Below are 15,921 nucleotides of genomic sequence, written 5' to 3' on the forward strand. Positions count from 1 at the left end.
CGGATGACGGAAGTCCTGTTTTATCATTTGCAGGGCATGTCGCTCGAAAGCGTATTGCCACCGCTGCTCGAAAAATCGCTCGAGCGAGGCTGGCGCGTGGTCGTGCAGTCGACCTCGCCGGAACGCACCGAGGCGCTCGATGCGCACTTGTGGACCTACAGCGACGAATCATTCCTGCCGCACGCCACCTGGCGCGCCGGCGATGCGCAGGACCAGCCGATCATTCTATCGATCGAGGAGAGCAATCCGAACGGGGCCAATGTCAGGTTCCTGATCGACAATGCGGCGTTGCCGCCCGATTGCGACAGCTACGAGCGCGTGGTGTTGGTCTTCAACGGAGACGATGACGAGGCGCTGACTGCGGCGCGCGGCGCCTGGGCCGATTGCAAGGCGCGGGGCTTTGAGGTGACGTACTGGCAGGCCGACGAGCGGGGCCGCTGGCAGCGGCGGCAATAATGATCTATCGGATTAATGATATCTGGGGATTCTGCACCGGACCTTGCGGGCAGCCATGGTCGTGCCGCAAAGTGATGGTCGGACAACTAGTTACAGTAGAGGGCGGAGCCTGGGTCTTAGCGTGCGACGCGGAACGATCAATCGAAAGCCATTGCTGACGTTGTTGTTGCTCGGGCCTGCGCTTGCGGGCTGTTCGGGGACGGACCTCTTGTCGAAGGACGCGGACTGGTTTTCGCGCAGTGGTCGCGTGTTCATCCGCAACGTGTCGATCGAAACACCGCCGCTGACGCCGACCAAGGCGGTCGCGCCGGATGAGCTCGTCGCTGCTGATGGCGGGTGTCCGGGCATGGGGCCGCCTGGCGCCAATGCACTGGCGGACGGTGCCGCGGGCGGGCCGCCGCCCTCGACGACGGGCACAGTGGCACTCGGTCATACCGAATGCGACGTCGTGCGCGGCATCGGCGCGCCCGACAATGTCAGCCTCTCCAATAACCCGCGCGGCGATCGTGTGGCGGTCGTCACTTATTCGCGTGGGCAGCGCGCCGGCATCTACACCTTCACCGCGGGACGCCTGACCTCGATCGAGCGAGCTCCGGAAGCGGCGGCGCCGGCCAAGGGCGCCAAGCCGAAGAGGAAGCCGGCCGCGTAAGCCTCACGATAATAGCTTTTTCAGCCCGCCGCTTCGTCGAATTCCGTACTGGCCTCGAGCCAATCTTCCTCCGCTCGCCGCAGCGCGCTTTCCGCACCGGCACGCGCCTTGCTGAGTTGTGCGGCCTGCTTCGGATCGCGCGTGAACAGGTCGGGCAGGGCCAGGGCGGTGTCGATCTTGGCGATGATGCCGGTAATGCGCTCGATCTCAGCTTCCGCTTCGGCAATCCGCTGCTTCAGCGGCAGCCGCTTTTCGCTTTTCGTTCGCTCCGGTCTTGCGGATTCCTTTGGCTTTTCCCGGGAGGCGCTCCGGGTGTCGCCGATCGACAACACCATCCGTCGATAGTCGTCGAGGTCGCCGTCATACGTCGTCACCGTCTTGTTTGCGACAACCCACAATTGATCCGCGCAGGCCTCGATCAAATAGCGGTCGTGCGAGACCATGATGACCGCACCGGGAAAGTCGTTGATCGCTTCCGCCAGCGCAGCGCGGCTGTCGATGTCGAGATGGTTGGTCGGCTCGTCCAGGATGATCATGTTCGGGCCGAAGAAGGTGGCAAGCCCGAGCAACAGCCGCGCCTTCTCGCCGCCCGACAGGCTCCTGACCAGGGTGTCGCCGGCCTTGCCGGAAAAACCGATGGCGCCCACGCGTCCGCGCACCTTGGACTCCGGTGCATCGGGCATCAGCCTGCGGACGTGATCGTAAGGCGAGGCGTCAAGGTTCAGCTCGTCAACCTGATGCTGCGCGAAATAGCCGACCGAGAGCTTTTCCGCCCGCGTGATCCGGCCGGAAAATGGCTGCAGCTTGCCCGCCAACAGCTTGACGAGAGTCGACTTGCCGTTGCCGTTGGAGCCGAGCAGGGCAATGCGGTCGTCGGTATCGACGCGCAGCGTGACGTGATTGAGCACCGGCTTGTTCGCATCGTAACCGACCGAGACGTCGTCGACCGCGATGATCGGCGGCGACAACAGTTTTTCCGGTTTGGGGAACGTAATTTCATGCACGTCCTGCGTCACCAGCGCGGTGACCGGCTTCATCCGCTCCAGCATCTTGACGCGCGACTGAGCCTGTCGGGCTTTGGAGGCCTTGGCCTTGAAGCGATCGACGAAAGCCTGCAGCCGCTTGCGTTCGTCGGCCTGCCGCTTGGCGTGCTTGGCATCGAGCATCTCGCGCATGGCGCGCTGTTCCTCGAACGAGGAATAGGTCCCCTTGTAGAGCGCCAGCCTGCCGCGATCGAGGTGCAGGATCTGGTCGACTGACGTGTCGAGCAGGTCGCGGTCGTGGCTGATGACGATCACTGTGCGCGGATACTTGGCCAGATGATCTTCCAGCCACAGCGTGCCTTCGAGGTCGAGATAGTTGGTGGGCTCGTCCAGCAGCAGGAGATCGGGCGCCGAAAACAGCGTCGCCGCCAGCGCCACTCGCATGCGCCAGCCGCCGGAGAATTCGGAGCACGGCCGCGCCTGGTCCGCTGTGGAAAATCCGAGGCCGCTGAGGATGGCCGCCGCGCGGGCCGGCGCCGAATGCGCGTCGATGTCGACCAGCCGGGTCTGGATCTCGGCGATCCGGTGCGGATCATCGGCGGTTTCGGCTTCACGAAGCAGCGCATCGCGCTCGGAATCAGCCTTCAGCACGACGTTGATGAGGCTCTCTGGGCCATCGGGCGCTTCCTGCGCCAGGCTGCCGATGCGCCAGCGCGGTGGCAAGGTGATGCTGCCGGACTCGATCGGTAAATCGCCCCGGATGGCGTGAAACAGCGTCGATTTGCCTACGCCGTTGCGGCCGACAAAGCCGACGCGCGCACCGGGCACGATCTGTACCGTGCTGTTGTCGATCAGAAGCCGTCCGGCGATCCGGATCGAAATATCGGTGATGGAAAGCATGCGGCGTTGTCACCGGAGCCGGCGCCAAACGCAACCTCTATGTCGGTAAAATCAGCGCCCGCAGGGGATCAATGCAAGTTCATTGTCCTGGCGGCGCAGCTCTTCGACGAGTTGTTGCAAACGCGGAGATAATTCGTTTTCGGGGCGCATGCGCTGCTGAAGCCGTTCGCCGATGGCGTCACAGATCGACACGCATGTCCTGTGATCGATGTGTTCGAAATCGTTTCTGATTCGGCTACCCATAACCGCCTCTGGCGAGTTCCACCTCGCAGCGCGCAAGGCTTGATGACAATTTATTGGTTAAGTCATGGCGGCGAATTTGGTTTCGCGTGCAATACTGAATGCCCTCTATCTGCTGGGGTGCCGAAATCCCGCCCCGATGGTTCCGCAAAAAAATGCCCCGGCGCGGCGGCCGGGGCTCAGTCAGGGGGAAGCTCAAATCAGCTCAGAAGCAGCGGTTCACCAGCCGCCAGCGCGGGCCCCAAGGAGTCGGAACCAGGCGGCGCACATAGCAGCCGCCATAACCGCCGTAATAGGCCGGGCCGCCGATGAAGACGCGCGGACCCCAACCCCAGCCGTGGTGATGATGGTGACGGTGCCAGCCGTGATGATGCCAGCCGCCGGCCGAGGCCGAGGTCGGCGCCAGCGCGGCTGCCGCGAGCGCAGCCGCAGCCACCGCAGCGAGCGAAAATTTGCGTAACATGATCGTCTCCTCAAGGTTTCGGCGCGGCCATGCGCGCCATCGGTTGAGATCGCTCCCCGTAACGCCCCGGGCCGCGGATGCAGGCCCGGCGTTCGATCGCGGGAAAGTCTATGGCGGCGAGGCTGAATGGCGACGTGACGAAGATTACAGAATGGGTTCACCTCGGTGAAATTGCTGTAATCTTTGTCCCGCTGGGGGCGTGGGTCGGCACGAAAACAAGCCAAAAAGGGGTGGGAAGCCGCGTCACCGGGGCGCTTGCCGTCCCGGGATCGCGCCGATATAAGCCCCGCAACTCTCCATCGGTGGCATGCAAGGACGTAACAATGGCGATTGAACGCACTTTCTCGATCATCAAACCGGACGCGACGGCGCGCAACCTGACCGGCGCCGTCAACGCGCTGATCGAGAAGGCGGGCTTAAGGATCGTGGCCCAGAAGCGCATTCGCATGACCCGGGAACAGGCCGAAACATTTTATGCCGTTCACAAGGCGCGTCCGTTCTTCGGCGAGCTGGTGGACTTCATGACCTCGGGGCCGGTCGTGGTGCAGGTGCTGGAAGGTGAGGGCGCGATTGCCAAATATCGCGACGTGATGGGGGCGACCGATCCGTCCAAGGCGGCGGAAGGCACAATCCGCAAGCTCCACGCGAAGTCGATCGGCGAAAACTCGGTGCACGGTTCGGATGCGCCGGAGACCGCCGCGATCGAAATCGCGCAGTTCTTTTCGGGCAACGAAATCGTCGGCTAATCAAAATTGGATAGCGGCCAACACTAGCCGCGCGCAACGGCTGAACAGGCCGAGGGGGGAAAGCTGTGAACTGGCTGTGGCAAGTCTTCGATCCTGCAACGATCTCGGCGTTCTTCACGCAGTTCCACGCCGAGATGCAGACGCCGGCGTTCTGGGTCGCGCTCGGCAAGATCATGTGGATCAACATCCTGCTGTCGGGTGACAACGCGCTTGTCATCGCGATGGCGTGCCGCAGCCTGCCGCCGCGCCAGAAGTTTTGGGGCATGATACTCGGCGCCGGCGTCGCCGTTCTCTTGCGCATCATCTTCACCGGTATCGTCGTGACGTTGATGGGGCTGCCATTCCTCAAACTGGTCGGAGGCCTCGCGCTGCTCTTCATCGCGGCGAAGCTGCTGGTGCCTGAACACGAGGGCGAGGGTGATGTGGACGCGGCTGCGCATTTGTGGGCCGCCGTGCAGATCGTGGCGATCGCCGACATCGTGATGAGTCTCGACAACGTCATCGCCGTCGCCGCCGCCGCCAATGGCAGCATCCCGCTGCTGGTCATCGGCCTTGCCATCAGCGTTCCCCTGATCGTCGCGGGCGCCGCGCTGATCATGGCGCTGCTGACGCGTCTGCCCGCTCTGGTGTGGGCCGGCGCGGGCCTGCTGGGCTGGATCGCAGGCGAGGTCATGGCGACCGATCCGGCGCTGCAGCCGCATCTGCACGCGTTCTTCAACGGTCCGGTCGGTACCGGCCTCGATGGCCTCCTCAAATCGCTCGGCATGGCGCCGCAGTTCGCCAATGGCGGCCATGGCGGCGAGGTGATCCTTGGGCTGATCGGCATCGCCCTGGTGCTGATCGTCGGATCGGCCTGGCGAAAGCGCAGGCTGCAGGGCGCCGAGCACTCCGCTCCGGCGTAAGGCGGCAAATTCGTTCGGCGGGACTTCGAGTAGGCAGAAACAACGCGCCCTTACGGGCGCGTTGCGCTTTCTGTGTCTCTCCGAACGGAAAATGGCGCGTGCAGGCGGCTGCGGGGCTTTCCGCATTCCCAGGTCGTCAGCCGTTCTGCGTTCGGCCGGGCGAATGGCAGAGTCCGCGGACGGCTCTGACCGGCCCCGGCCTACGGGTCAAAACGCCCGACGGCGCGGCGGCGGACCCACTTGGGGGTGGCGTGCACGGGTGAGCCGTTCAAAAATCACGATCCCGGCGGCGCAAGCAATGAGGGCGACGATCGCCATCGCAAGAACAGTTTTGAGCATGGTTCGCTCCTGAAAGTGCCGCACCCACGACGTCAGACGAATCATGTTCCCGCAAGACGGGTGAACTACGGTCGCGCAATTTGTTCAGAAAAAGGTCGGTCTGCCGTGGCGTGCAGACAGGAAACGACCCCGGCTGGGGGGGGCGACCGGGGTCGTCGTCGCGGAGGTGTGCCAGGGGCCGCTGGCACGCGCAATGAACGGGGTGATGGCGCATTCGTTCCTATGACCAATGCTGACATCCCCTCTGCAGAAAGCGCAGTGAAAGATGGCGCTGCGCCGCGCGACGGCGGCTCTCCCTGTTTTTGCGTAAGCGGCTGCTATTGCTGCATTTGAGCCAATCGTTTGGTGTTCCGTCGCGGCTTGCAAATAAAGGTTCTTACGTAAGTCAACTACCGGACAGACTGAGGGGACCCATCGCGGCCCAATGTCGTTTGAAGATATGCATCGGTGATGAGACGCGTGATCGCGTTCCCGCCGTCTTCCAACCCCAGATGGAGTGGACCATGCAGAAGCGGCGTCGTTTCAGACAGACGACTACTCTTGAAGAGCGTCTTTCCGAAGAAGCGAAACAGTTACGCGCGCAAGCCCAATTGCTTCCACCAGGGCCGCAGCGCGATGGCCTGCTCCGGAAAGCGCGCCAGGATGAGGCTGCCTCGCACATGAGCGAGTGGCTCAACTCGCCGGGCCTGCAGCCGCCGCGAGGGTAACGCCGGCATGAAATGCCCGCGGCGCCAATGAAGGCGCCGAAGGCACGACGAGGTTGCAGCGCCCGCCGTCGTTTCCCTTGCCGCAGGGCGAGCTATTGCCTTTGCCGCGGCCCGATTCCATACAGCTTCACATGACCGAGCCCTTGTTGGGGCGCAGCATCAACCGCAATGAAGACGAGCGCTTCGTGCGGGGACGCGGGCGCTATATTGCCGATCTAACGGCCCCGAAAGCGCTTCACGGCGTCGTCGTTCGCTCGCCGCACGCGCATGCGCGCATCACCGCGATCAACGCCGATGCGGCGCGTCAGATGCCTGGCGTATCGGCCGTGCTGACGGGGGCTGACCTTGCTGCCGACCATATCGGCCCGCTGCCCTGCGCGGTGACCCAGATCCCGATGACCACGCCCTTGGTGGTGCCGCCCTATCACGCGCTGGCGCGCGATGTCGTTCGCTATGTCGGTGAGCCCATCGCGTTCGTGGTCGCGGAAAGCCCGGAGGCTGCACGCGACGCGGCCGAGGCCGTCGCCGTCGACTATGAGCCGTTGCCGCCGGTCGTCGCGATCCTGGATGCCATTCAGCCCGATGCGCCGTCAATCTGGCCGGAAGCGCGGGGCAACATCGCGTTTCAGTTCAACCGCGGCGAGCTCGATCCGGTGGAGGCGTCGATCCGCGACGCGGCCCACGTCGTGGAATGCGAGCTGGTTAACAACCGCGTCGTCGCCGCGCCGCTTGAGACGCGCGGTGCGCTGGGAGAGTTCGACGCCGCGAGCGGCCGCCTGCATCTGACCGCCTCGGCCGCCGGCGCGCACGGCATTCGCAACCCGCTTGCCGACGATGTTTTCCGCATCGGTAGGGACAAACTTCGCGTCAGCATTCCCGACGTCGGCGGCGGTTTTGGGATGAAGAACGTCCTCTATCCGGAATGGGTGCTGGTGCTATGGGCGGCGCGCCGCCTCGGCCGTCCCGTCAAATGGATCGGGGACCGCAACGAGGATTTCACCGGCTCCGCGCATGGCCGCGACAGTTTTGTGCGGGCCCGCCTTGCGCTCGATCGCGACGGCCGCTTCCTGGCGCTCGACACCAAGGTGTTCGCCAATCTAGGCGCCTATGTCTCGACGGTGGCGCCGGCCGTGCCGACCATGGCGATGGGAAGCGCGATGGGCGGTGTCTACGACATTCCGCTGATCGCGTTCGAAACCAAAGGCGTGTTCACCAATACCACGCCCGTCGACGCCTATCGCGGCGCCGGCAAGCCCGAGGCGAACTACCTGATCGAGCGCTGCATCGACATCGCAGCCCATCAGCTCGGGATGGATGCGCTAAAACTCCGCCGCAAGAACATCTTTCGCCGTTTTCCCCATGCAAGCGCGATGGGCCTCTCGGTCGAACAAGGGAGTTTTGGACTTGCGATCGATCACGCTGTTGCGGCGGCGAACGGATTCAAGACGCGCCAGAAAAGTTCACGCGCGCGCGGCAGGCTGCGCGGCCTCGGCTATGCCTGCTTTCTGGAGACGGCGCGCGGCCAGCCGAACGAGGTGGCGGAGGTCCGCGTCGGTGAGGACGGGCAGATCGACCTGATGGTCGGCACGCATTCCAACGGCCAGGGCCATGAAACCACCTTCGCCCAGATCGCCGCTGACGCGCTTGGCCTGCCGCTGACGCGCTTCCGCTTCCGCCAGGGCGATACGGATGATCTCGATTCCGGCGGCGGCCATGGCGGCGCGCGCTCCATGCATCAGGGCGGCACCGCGCTGTTGATGGCGGCCGAAGGCGTGATCGAGAATGCGCGGCGGCTCGCCGCGCGCCTTTTGCAGGCCAGCGTGGATGCGGTTCAGTACGAAGCGGGCATGCTCCGGGTGGCCGCGACCGGGCAGGAGATCAGCCTCGACGAAGTGGCGCGCGCCTCCTACCAGGCGCATGGCGACGATGTCGCGCCCGGCCTCGCGCACCAGGCGACCCACCTCTGCAACCGCTACACTTTCCCCAATGGCTGTCACCTCGCCGAGGTCGAGATCGATCCCGAAACCGGCGCGGTGAAGCTCGACCGCTACGTCATCTTCGACGATTATGGCCGTCTGCTCGATCCGCGCCTGACGCTGGGGCAGGTTCATGGCGGCGTCGCGCAGGGCATTGGGCAGGCGCTGTTCGAGCAGGCGCTGTTCGATGCGGAGACCGGGCAGTTCCTCTCGGGCTCGCTGATGGATTACGCGCTGCCGCGTGCGGACGATCTTCCCGCGTTCGAGGGCAATCTGACATCGGACTTTCCGAGCCGCGCCAACCGGCTCGGCGTAAAGGGAAGCGGTCAGGCCGGCGCCATCGCAGCTCCCGCCACCATCATGAACGCCGTAATGAACGCGCTGGCGCCGCTCGGCGTGCGGCATCTCGACATGCCCGCAACGCCCGAGCGGATCTGGCACGCGATCCAGGCGGCAGAAGCGCAATCGCGCACTGGCACGACGTCCGCCGAACAATAGTCGCGATGATGGGGAGTAAGCCAAGCTCAGGCGGCCTGACAGGCATCCGATGATGGATGCTGCGATGGTGCCCATGAAGGCGCGCAAGCAGCGGTCGTGTCCGGTCGCGATCCGTCGAGTTCTGATCGTCCATTCCTGATCACAGCAAGGTGACGAATGACCTGATTTCGTTGACATGCAGGTATTTACCTGCATATTAGGGGCCATACGAGTGAGACCGATGCAGGCCGACAAGGTTTTCAAAGCGCTGGGCGACCCGACGCGCAGAAAGCTGCTTGACCTTCTTTGTGAAAAGAACGGCCAGACCCTCGGCCAGCTTTGCGAACACCTGGACATGGCCCGGCAATCCGCCACGCAGCACCTCGAAATCCTGGAGGCGGCTAATCTCGTGAGCACGGTGAAGCGTGGCCGGGAAAAGCTGCACTTCATCAACCCCGTGCCGCTCCACGAGGTCTACGAGCGGTGGGTGCGGAAATTCGAACGACACCGGCTCAGCCTGCTGCACGACCTGAAGAAAGAGCTCGAAGGAGAATGACATGACCAAAGAGACGACCAGCTTTGTCTACGTGACCTATATTCGCTCGACGCCGGAAAAGGTGTTCGAGGCCATCACGAAACCGGACATCGCAAGGCGCTATTGGGGTCATGAGAACGTCTCAGACTGGAATCCCGGATCGAAATGGGAGCACGTCCGCGCCAATGATGAACGGACCGTCGAACTCGTCGGCAAGGTCGTCGAGGTCTCGCCGCCGGCCCGCCTCGTCATCACCTGGGCGAATGCGTCGCAGGCCTCCGATCCTTCCGCCTACAGCCGGGTGACATTCGAGATCGAGGAATACGAGGACATGGTGCGCCTGACGGTGAACCATGACGAACTCGTGGCCGGCAGCGGGATGGCGAACGGCATCAGTAAAGGTTGGCCGGTCGTTCTCGCCAGCCTGAAATCGTTGCTGGAAACCGGCCACGGCCTCGACGTTTTCGCCAAGCCGAAATCGGCCTGATCGTTTGCATATCAACCTGCAGCGGGAGAATGACCATGACTAAGCCTTATAAGCTTGATCGCCCGTGACGCAGTAGAACTAGACCGCAGCGCGCTTGCTCCGCCGGCCGTTTGCTTTGGCCGGCCATCGCCCCTCGCTGATGGCGGCGCGAACGACCTCCATCATCGTCTGGCGCACCTCAAGGAATGCCTTGGTCTGCGGCCGGTCGGGAAGGGCGATCGGCCAGGTCTTCGAATATTGCGGCGAGGCGTTGTCCAGCCTGACTACGGACGAGCGGGTGCCCCTGACCAACATGGTGGCGGAGACAGTGCGGATCGACATCGCCTATGGCGGCTCCTGCGCCGGCGGCAAACGCGAGGATCTCCTGCATTACCATGCCGTGCTGCACTGGGCCGCGCAACGCGGGCTGCGGGTCGCTGCCGGCACCCGATTCTTTCTTCAGTTCGGCAGCCAGGACGTTCGCGACTATTGCTTGCAGCGCGGGATGTTTGATGCGTTCGAACGCTGAGGGGTCGAGTTGATCGAGCCGGGATGCGCCGCGTGCTTAACGCTGGGCCCGGCGTTTCCGAGCGGGCCGATCAGGTGACGGTGAGCGCCATCAACCGCAACTTTCCCGGCCGTCCGAGCCGGGACAAATATGGCTCGCGAGCCCGTCCACCGTCGCGGCTAGCGCCATTGCCTGCCGCATCGTCAGCTTCGAGCAATTGCGCGGCGCGGTGGAGGAAACTCGAAAGCGCTGTAGGCCGTGCATGGCTGAACTTGGAGACGTGACGGGGGAATGTCACGTCTGCTTTGCTCACAAAGCAACCGGGGTCGTGCGGTGGCTCAATATGTCGCGAAGGGCACACAAGGAGACCTAGCCCGAGTCTCGACCAGGCGCTCGAACGGTCGAGAAACAAACGCTTTGCAGCCAGTGGGCCTGACGACCAGCGCCGCCCTGCATTGCCAGACCGTCGACCTCTGCAGACCAGATCGTGGCCAGATTTGAAGGAACCTCCGAACATCTGTCGACGTTTTCCTGCATCCCTCATTTCGAGCGAGAGACAACCTCAAGCAGGAGGTTCAGATGTCCACACGTATAGCAATCACAGCAGCATTCGCCGTTATCCTCGCCGGGCCAGCGTTTGCTGATTGTAACCAGGAACTGAAAGTGCTCGAACAGAATGTCGTTGCCGCCGGGACGGGCGCGAGCCCGAGCGAAACGGGAATGCCGGGGACCAAGCACCAAGAGGAGGTTTTAGCCACCAAGCAAAAGAGCGGTGAGCCTGAAACCACCGGATCAACGGCACCGGCTGTGACTCCCACTTCACCGCATCAGGAGCAAGTTATCAAGCGCGGCACTCAGAGCGCCGAACATGCCAACCAGCTGATTGCCGAAGCCCGCAAGTTGTCCGCGGCTGGCAACGAACAGGAGTGCATGAAGAAAGCCACAGAGCTCAAGGACGTCCTGGGAATCAAGTGAGCGTCAAAAAGGCGCGACTTCCGCTCTGGGTGATTTCGGCCAGTTCAGCCGGGATGTCGGCTCGTTGATGTCGGCTTTGCACCGATCGCAGCCGGTGACTGCGCATCAATGTGTGCAGCTCTAGTACAGCCGCATCGGCAGCGGCAACTGAACGTCCCGATAGCGGCCCTCGTAGCGATCGACAAAATCCTGCAGGAAAAATGGAATGTCGCGGAACTGGAGGTCGCAACGGCGCCGCAGCTCATGCGCAACGTCGGCCGAGGCGTCGCGGCACCATCCCTCGGCGACATTGAAAGCAACGATCCTGATCGGGTCGACGTATTGACCGCTGAGCAGATCCGAAACGACCGGCTCGAACCCGGGCGTCTCCGAATTCACCTCTCCCCAGATCCGTCCGTGTTCGAAGGAGTGATGCTCGACGATGTAGACATCGTGCTCGTCACCGTGGGGCACGATCGAGGGAACTGAGCCAGCCCTACGCATAAACCAACTCCGGCCTCCAGACCGGCGAATCAAGCTGGCTCATTTCGATTCGTTCCCGCGGCCGGACTACGCGGCAGGAGATCGCATTTGGGTCCGGAACATTTGGCAGCTTTGTAACTTTCTTTCAATGTCCTGCTTCCGACCAGGCGAAATCCACAGGCAGTGAACAAGCCGGCGGGCGACAACGCCCGCAAAGGTGCAGTGAGAGAGCGCAGTTAGGTGAAGTCTACGTCGGGCGGCGCCAACGCTGGACTAAGCGCAGCAAGACTTCCGGAGAAGTCATGGCGGTGAAGAAGCCGTCGCGAGCGAAGAGTGCCGTGAAGTTCAAGCGTGCGGGGCGAGAAAAAAAGCTGCCCGACAGTAAGGAATGCCCGCATGCCACGCTATTTTTTCAACGTGTATCACGACAGGGCCGAGCTGGACGAGGAAGGTGAGGAGTTGCCGGACCTGCAAGCAGCCTGGCGGGAAGCAACCGTGACGGCGGGGCAGATCATCCAGGATCTCGACGGAAGATTGCGCCCAGGCAAGGATTGGCGAATGGAAGTTACGGATGAATTCGCCAATCCGCTCTATGTCATCCACGTCTTGGCCGACAAACGCACGTGAGGCGCCGACGAAGCGCTATTTCGGACCCTCCAGCTCACGCGATGTCAGCCAGCGCTCGATGGCGGCCGCGGACTCGGTCGAGACCGCCGCCATCGTCAAGCGGTCGCGTTCGGGCCCTGGCGGCAATGCCTCGGCCTTCTCGCGGGCGCGGAATGCAAGTCGTTTGAGGCGCTCCTGAAGGGACAGCGCCGGGCGGGTTCGATTTCGTTTCTTTTTCATGGATCGCCTCTCTTTGCAGGGCCCGAGCGTTACACGTTCCAGCGCGCGCATCCTTAACCTTTGTTGGAACAGGTCACGGGCGGCGTTCGTTTTGCTTTTCATCGAAGGAGGCAATCCATTGGATCGCGAAACAGTGTTGGCGAGCTTGTTGCGGCGGCTCAATACCGTTTCGAAACTCGATCCGGCGGATATCTCCGCAATTCGTTCGCTTCCGATTGCGGTTCGCCACTGGGAAGGTGGAAGAGCGATCGTATCCGACGGCGAGCGCCCCAAGGACTGCTGTCTGATCATCGAAGGCTTTTGCGTCCGGTCAAAGACGACCGTGCGGGGCGGACGGCAAATCCTCTCGATTCACATACGCGGCGAAATTCCCGATCTTCAGAGTTTGCACCTGCAGACGATGGATCATGACCTCATCACGCTGGTGCCGTCGACGCTGGGGTTCATCAGCCATGCGTCGCTACGCGCCCTGACGCATGCGCGGCCGAGCGTCGCGGACGCACTCTGGCGCGACACGCTGATCGATGCCGCCATGTTCCGGGAGTGGATTGTCAACGTCGGGCAACGGCCGGCACCGGCCAGGCTGGCGCATGTCGTCATGGAGCTTCGCAGGCGCCTTGCAGTCACGAAACGCGCGGAGGCCGCGGCGATTGAATTTCCCCTGACCCAGGAGCAAATCGGCGAAGCCCTGGGGATTACACCGGTGCATGCCAACCGCATCATCAAACAGCTGCGTCAGGATGGAATTGTCGACGTCAGCAAAGGGCAGGTGCAGGTGCTCGACGAGACAAAGTTGGCGAAGTTTGCGCCGTTTGACGACCGTTATCTTCACCTCGATCCGTCCGCCTGAAGCGGCCATGCGGCATCACGCCCCAGCCATATCCCGCTCATCGCACGGCGATTTTGCTGCCGGAATTGGAACGATTCAGTTTCGGGAAAATTATGCAATATGTGTCAGGGATAGACACATGAACTCGAGCGGCTGCCGATGCTGTTCCGCTTCAGCGGTGCATTGGCAACCGCTTCCTTTTTCTTCGCCATTGCCATGAAGGACTTTGCGAACGCGTCGTTCCCGCCGGAGGTCATCTCGGTGATGGAGCAGGCGCTTGAGGAGGCCGTCGCCTCGCTTCCCGAGCCGGTCAGCGCCCACCACGTTCAATTCCTTGCCGAGGCAATCCTGCGCGCCGCTCACAGCGGAGAGCGGGACCCGCTTGCCCTGCAACGGCTCGCATTGCTGGAATTGCAGCTTCTTCCCAGGAAATAGGGACCGCTCTGATCGGTTCGGTCGGTCACTTCTTGCGAGAGCTGGCTGCTCGCTTCGACGTATTGAGCGCCACCGCCTCGCGAATGAGCGCCTTCAGCGCCTTTTCGTCGATCTTGTCACCCTGATGGAAGTCGATCGCGCGCCTGGTATTGCCTTCGAGGCTGGCATTGAAGAGGTCCGTTGGGTCGTCCAGTGAGGCGCCCTTGGCGAAGGTCATCTTCACCACTTCCTTGTAGGTCTCGCCGGTGCAGATGATGCCGTCATGCTCCCACACCGGAACGCCACGCCACTTCCATTCCTCAACGACCTCAGGGTCGGCCTTCTTGATGATACCACGGATGCGCGCGAGCATCTCGCCGCGCCAATCACCCAGCTCTCTGATCCTCGCGTCGATGTGGTCGGAGGGAGAGCCTGCTCCTTTGGCCGCCTTCGGGCCGGTCTTCTTCGAGCTTGTCGCTGCTTTCTTCATGGCGCTCACAATCGTTCGCCGGGCAACTGGCTGGCGTGCTTCACCCAGCTGGTAAACTGGGCCTCATCGAGCGGGACATCCTGGTAGACGTCAAGATAGCGCACTTCCTTATGCTTGGATTCGCCTGATGGGACAGGGCGCAACGATGTGCCGCGGAAGAACGTGACTTTGACGTACTTCGTGAAGCAATGAAAGCTGAGGAACCAGCCGTCCTGATCCGGGGCACCATAGAAGGGCGAATTCCATTTCACAGCCTTGCGCACGCCGGGGACGGTACGCACGACGAGGACGTCGAGTTGCCGCCCGACGTCGCGCTTCCAGTCCGGCATGGCCGCGATGTAGGCCTGCACGGGCGCATCGCCGTCGCCCTTCGCGATCTGGGGATTGCCGCCCGAGAGCAGGACAGGCTTTGCGGCGGGCCGCTTGATGGTCGTCTTCTTTGCGGCTTTCGCCGGCTTTCTCGAAGTCGTTTTCGCCATCGCGTCTATTCCGGGACCGGTGCCTTCAACCGCTGCGCCATTTGGCGGCGTAGGGCCGCGCGAACATATAGAGGCCGGTGAGCATCAATAGGATCAGTGGCAAGAGCGCAAGTAAGCCCACCCAGACAGCCGGCTTCTCCTGCACCATTGCGACGACATTGACGATCACGGCTACCGTGAAGGCAATCGAAAGCCAACGGTGGATCTGCCTGATACAATTGTTCCAGTTCAATGAGACCTCCATTTGACGATGAGCGTGAGCGTGACGCGGCGGTTCAGTCCGCCCGCGCCAATACCTCTTCCAATTTCTCGAAGAACTGCTTCCACCCGGCGTGGGCGCCGCCATAGGCCTGCTTCTGATCCGGCCGGAAGCCGGTTTGCTCCATGCGAAGCAGCGTTCCTGTCGGTGTCGGGGTGAGCGTGAACGTCACCACGCTCTGCAGGGCGAAGGCCGCATCGTCGTGGTTGAAGTTCCAGGTGTAGGACAGCGCCTTGTTCGGTTCGATGGCGAGGACCTCGCAGTCGAGCACGCCGCCCCATTCGCCGCGCAGATTGAAACGGTGGCCGACGGCCGGCTTGAAGTCGTTCTTCATCAGCCACTCCTCGATCAAATGCGGCTGCGTGAGCGCACGCCAGAGCTTTTCCGGCGGATGCGGCATCTCGCGTTCGACGACGACGGTACGTGTTTCGGTCGCGCTATTGATCATTGGTCCATCCGTTTGAGCAGATTTTCGAGGTTGTCGAACCGGTCCTGCCAGAAACCATGCAGCTGGCTCGCCCAGTCGATCAGCGGGGCGAGTGCGCCGAGCTGCGCGCTATAATGCGTCTGCCGGCCTTCGTGACGATCGCGTACCAGCCCGGCCTGCTTGAGAACGCCAAGGTGCTTCGAGACGGCCGGTTGCGAGATGCCGGCCCGGGCGGTGAGCGCCCCGACCGTCTGCTCGCCCTCGCGGCATAGGCGCTCGAAGATCGCCCGACGCGTGGGGTCGGCGAGCGTTCGAAATAGCACATCATGCGTGTTCGGCATCGGCAATCAATAACCCGGTGGTTATGGATTTTATGCATAGCCGACCGGTTAT

Annotated in this window: 23 protein-coding genes; 12 read left to right on the plus strand and 11 right to left on the minus strand. The window is 62.7% G+C overall.

The features are described from left to right. Window positions 1–3 precede the first annotated feature (3 nt). Window positions 4–456, plus strand: coding sequence for a DNA polymerase III subunit chi (locus tag J6524_RS00735; RefSeq protein ID WP_225668276.1), 453 nt, complete (start codon window positions 4–6; stop codon window positions 454–456). Window positions 457–622: 166 nt separating this feature from the next. Continuing rightward, window positions 623–1,105, plus strand: a complete 483-nt coding sequence (locus tag J6524_RS00740) for a hypothetical protein (protein ID WP_225669290.1) — start codon at window positions 623–625, stop codon at window positions 1,103–1,105. 20 nt (window positions 1,106–1,125) lie between these two features. Here J6524_RS00740 and J6524_RS00745 read toward each other — a convergent pair whose 3' ends face one another. The 3 genes from J6524_RS00745 to J6524_RS00755 all read right to left on the minus strand — a co-directional run bounded on the left by J6524_RS00745 (window position 1,126) and on the right by J6524_RS00755 (window position 3,691). Then, the gene (locus tag J6524_RS00745) at window positions 1,126–2,988 is read right to left on the minus strand and encodes an ABC-F family ATP-binding cassette domain-containing protein (RefSeq protein WP_225668277.1); all 1,863 of its coding nucleotides are present in this window, start codon (window positions 2,986–2,988) and stop codon (window positions 1,126–1,128) included. Window positions 2,989–3,039: 51 nt separating this feature from the next. Next, window positions 3,040–3,231: a hypothetical protein gene (locus tag J6524_RS00750; protein WP_225668278.1), complete on the minus strand. Its 192-nt coding sequence runs from the start codon at window positions 3,229–3,231 to the stop codon at window positions 3,040–3,042. Window positions 3,232–3,433: 202 nt separating this feature from the next. Beyond that, a complete protein-coding gene (locus J6524_RS00755) occupies window positions 3,434–3,691 on the minus strand; it encodes a sulfur globule protein precursor (protein WP_225668280.1) in 258 nt (85 codons plus the stop codon). A gap of 323 nt (window positions 3,692–4,014) precedes the next feature. Between J6524_RS00755 and ndk the strand changes: the two genes are divergently transcribed. Beyond that, window positions 4,015–4,437 carry a nucleoside-diphosphate kinase gene (gene ndk / locus J6524_RS00760; RefSeq protein ID WP_225669291.1) on the plus strand — a complete coding sequence of 141 codons (423 nt, stop codon included), beginning with the start codon at window positions 4,015–4,017 and terminating at the stop codon, window positions 4,435–4,437. A gap of 65 nt (window positions 4,438–4,502) precedes the next feature. After that, entirely contained in the window at window positions 4,503–5,339 is an 837-nt protein-coding gene (locus tag J6524_RS00765; protein ID WP_225668281.1) for a TerC family protein, read from the plus strand. A gap of 207 nt (window positions 5,340–5,546) precedes the next feature. Here the strand turns inward: J6524_RS00765 and J6524_RS37260 are convergent, their stop codons facing one another. Further along, window positions 5,547–5,678, minus strand: coding sequence for a hypothetical protein (locus tag J6524_RS37260; protein ID WP_283843208.1), 132 nt, complete (start codon window positions 5,676–5,678; stop codon window positions 5,547–5,549). A gap of 838 nt (window positions 5,679–6,516) precedes the next feature. On the opposite strand from J6524_RS37260, the gene J6524_RS00775 reads away from it, so the two are divergent. From J6524_RS00775 to J6524_RS00795, 5 genes are all read left to right on the plus strand, one after another. After that, entirely contained in the window at window positions 6,517–8,859 is a 2,343-nt protein-coding gene (locus J6524_RS00775; protein ID WP_225668283.1) for a xanthine dehydrogenase family protein molybdopterin-binding subunit, read from the plus strand. A gap of 220 nt (window positions 8,860–9,079) precedes the next feature. Further along, window positions 9,080–9,394: an ArsR/SmtB family transcription factor gene (locus tag J6524_RS00780; protein ID WP_225668284.1), complete on the plus strand. Its 315-nt coding sequence runs from the start codon at window positions 9,080–9,082 to the stop codon at window positions 9,392–9,394. A 1-nt stretch (window position 9,395) separates the two neighbouring features. Further along, window positions 9,396–9,860, plus strand: a complete 465-nt coding sequence (locus J6524_RS00785) for an SRPBCC family protein (protein ID WP_225668285.1) — start codon at window positions 9,396–9,398, stop codon at window positions 9,858–9,860. A gap of 115 nt (window positions 9,861–9,975) precedes the next feature. Further along, window positions 9,976–10,368, plus strand: coding sequence for an aconitase family protein (locus J6524_RS00790; RefSeq protein WP_225668286.1), 393 nt, complete (start codon window positions 9,976–9,978; stop codon window positions 10,366–10,368). 558 nt (window positions 10,369–10,926) lie between these two features. After that, window positions 10,927–11,322, plus strand: a complete 396-nt coding sequence (locus J6524_RS00795; protein WP_225668287.1) for a hypothetical protein — start codon at window positions 10,927–10,929, stop codon at window positions 11,320–11,322. A 120-nt stretch (window positions 11,323–11,442) separates the two neighbouring features. Here J6524_RS00795 and J6524_RS00800 read toward each other — a convergent pair whose 3' ends face one another. Next, on the minus strand, window positions 11,443–11,805 hold the full coding sequence (locus J6524_RS00800) for a hypothetical protein (protein ID WP_225668289.1): 363 nt from the start codon (window positions 11,803–11,805) through the stop codon (window positions 11,443–11,445). Window positions 11,806–12,180: 375 nt separating this feature from the next. Between J6524_RS00800 and J6524_RS00805 the strand changes: the two genes are divergently transcribed. Then, complete coding sequence (locus tag J6524_RS00805) at window positions 12,181–12,411, plus strand: DUF6894 family protein (protein WP_225668290.1); 231 nt, start codon at window positions 12,181–12,183, stop codon at window positions 12,409–12,411. Between the two features lie 15 nt (window positions 12,412–12,426). Here the strand turns inward: J6524_RS00805 and J6524_RS00810 are convergent, their stop codons facing one another. Beyond that, on the minus strand, window positions 12,427–12,630 hold the full coding sequence (locus J6524_RS00810; protein ID WP_225668291.1) for a hypothetical protein: 204 nt from the start codon (window positions 12,628–12,630) through the stop codon (window positions 12,427–12,429). Window positions 12,631–12,721: 91 nt separating this feature from the next. On the opposite strand from J6524_RS00810, the gene J6524_RS00815 reads away from it, so the two are divergent. Beyond that, the gene (locus tag J6524_RS00815) at window positions 12,722–13,480 is read left to right on the plus strand and encodes a Crp/Fnr family transcriptional regulator (protein WP_225668292.1); all 759 of its coding nucleotides are present in this window, start codon (window positions 12,722–12,724) and stop codon (window positions 13,478–13,480) included. A gap of 195 nt (window positions 13,481–13,675) precedes the next feature. Beyond that, window positions 13,676–13,894, plus strand: a complete 219-nt coding sequence (locus J6524_RS00820; protein WP_225669292.1) for a hypothetical protein — start codon at window positions 13,676–13,678, stop codon at window positions 13,892–13,894. Window positions 13,895–13,919: 25 nt separating this feature from the next. Here the strand turns inward: J6524_RS00820 and J6524_RS00825 are convergent, their stop codons facing one another. The 5 genes from J6524_RS00825 to J6524_RS00845 are packed head-to-tail and all read right to left on the minus strand — an operon-like array spanning window position 13,920 to window position 15,869. Further along, window positions 13,920–14,363: a DUF1801 domain-containing protein gene (locus tag J6524_RS00825; RefSeq protein ID WP_225668293.1), complete on the minus strand. Its 444-nt coding sequence runs from the start codon at window positions 14,361–14,363 to the stop codon at window positions 13,920–13,922. A gap of 5 nt (window positions 14,364–14,368) precedes the next feature. Then, window positions 14,369–14,842 (minus strand): DUF1801 domain-containing protein, encoded by a 474-nt coding sequence (locus tag J6524_RS00830; protein WP_225668294.1) that lies wholly within the window; start codon window positions 14,840–14,842, stop codon window positions 14,369–14,371. 25 nt (window positions 14,843–14,867) lie between these two features. Next, on the minus strand, window positions 14,868–15,074 hold the full coding sequence (locus J6524_RS00835) for a hypothetical protein (protein ID WP_225668295.1): 207 nt from the start codon (window positions 15,072–15,074) through the stop codon (window positions 14,868–14,870). Between the two features lie 43 nt (window positions 15,075–15,117). Further along, window positions 15,118–15,549, minus strand: a complete 432-nt coding sequence (locus tag J6524_RS00840; protein WP_225668297.1) for an SRPBCC family protein — start codon at window positions 15,547–15,549, stop codon at window positions 15,118–15,120. Continuing rightward, complete coding sequence (locus J6524_RS00845; protein ID WP_225668298.1) at window positions 15,546–15,869, minus strand: ArsR/SmtB family transcription factor; 324 nt, start codon at window positions 15,867–15,869, stop codon at window positions 15,546–15,548. Before J6524_RS00845 ends, J6524_RS00840 begins: the two co-directional genes overlap by 4 nt. Between the last annotated feature and the right edge of the window lie 52 nt (window positions 15,870–15,921).

Source organism: Bradyrhizobium hereditatis (genome assembly GCF_020329435.1).
Taxonomy (GTDB): Bacteria; Pseudomonadota; Alphaproteobacteria; order Rhizobiales; family Xanthobacteraceae; genus Bradyrhizobium; species Bradyrhizobium hereditatis.

Coding starts and splice junctions, on each gene's coding strand:
- J6524_RS00780 (WP_225668284.1), top strand. CDS start 9,080: ATGCAGGCCGACAAGGTTTTCAAAGCGCTGGGCGACCCGACGCGCAGA.
- J6524_RS00800 (WP_225668289.1), bottom strand. CDS start 11,805: ATGCGTAGGGCTGGCTCAGTTCCCTCGATCGTGCCCCACGGTGACGAG.
- J6524_RS00820 (WP_225669292.1), top strand. CDS start 13,676: ATGAAGGACTTTGCGAACGCGTCGTTCCCGCCGGAGGTCATCTCGGTG.
- J6524_RS37260 (WP_283843208.1), bottom strand. CDS start 5,678: ATGCTCAAAACTGTTCTTGCGATGGCGATCGTCGCCCTCATTGCTTGC.
- J6524_RS00785 (WP_225668285.1), top strand. CDS start 9,396: ATGACCAAAGAGACGACCAGCTTTGTCTACGTGACCTATATTCGCTCG.
- ndk (WP_225669291.1), top strand. CDS start 4,015: ATGGCGATTGAACGCACTTTCTCGATCATCAAACCGGACGCGACGGCG.
- J6524_RS00755 (WP_225668280.1), bottom strand. CDS start 3,691: ATGTTACGCAAATTTTCGCTCGCTGCGGTGGCTGCGGCTGCGCTCGCG.
- J6524_RS00795 (WP_225668287.1), top strand. CDS start 10,927: ATGTCCACACGTATAGCAATCACAGCAGCATTCGCCGTTATCCTCGCC.
- J6524_RS00775 (WP_225668283.1), top strand. CDS start 6,517: ATGACCGAGCCCTTGTTGGGGCGCAGCATCAACCGCAATGAAGACGAG.
- J6524_RS00805 (WP_225668290.1), top strand. CDS start 12,181: ATGCCACGCTATTTTTTCAACGTGTATCACGACAGGGCCGAGCTGGAC.
- J6524_RS00825 (WP_225668293.1), bottom strand. CDS start 14,363: ATGAAGAAAGCAGCGACAAGCTCGAAGAAGACCGGCCCGAAGGCGGCC.
- J6524_RS00745 (WP_225668277.1), bottom strand. CDS start 2,988: ATGCTTTCCATCACCGATATTTCGATCCGGATCGCCGGACGGCTTCTG.
- J6524_RS00735 (WP_225668276.1), top strand. CDS start 4: ATGACGGAAGTCCTGTTTTATCATTTGCAGGGCATGTCGCTCGAAAGC.
- J6524_RS00750 (WP_225668278.1), bottom strand. CDS start 3,231: ATGGGTAGCCGAATCAGAAACGATTTCGAACACATCGATCACAGGACA.
- J6524_RS00845 (WP_225668298.1), bottom strand. CDS start 15,869: ATGCCGAACACGCATGATGTGCTATTTCGAACGCTCGCCGACCCCACG.
- J6524_RS00840 (WP_225668297.1), bottom strand. CDS start 15,549: ATGATCAATAGCGCGACCGAAACACGTACCGTCGTCGTCGAACGCGAG.
- J6524_RS00830 (WP_225668294.1), bottom strand. CDS start 14,842: ATGGCGAAAACGACTTCGAGAAAGCCGGCGAAAGCCGCAAAGAAGACG.
- J6524_RS00810 (WP_225668291.1), bottom strand. CDS start 12,630: ATGAAAAAGAAACGAAATCGAACCCGCCCGGCGCTGTCCCTTCAGGAG.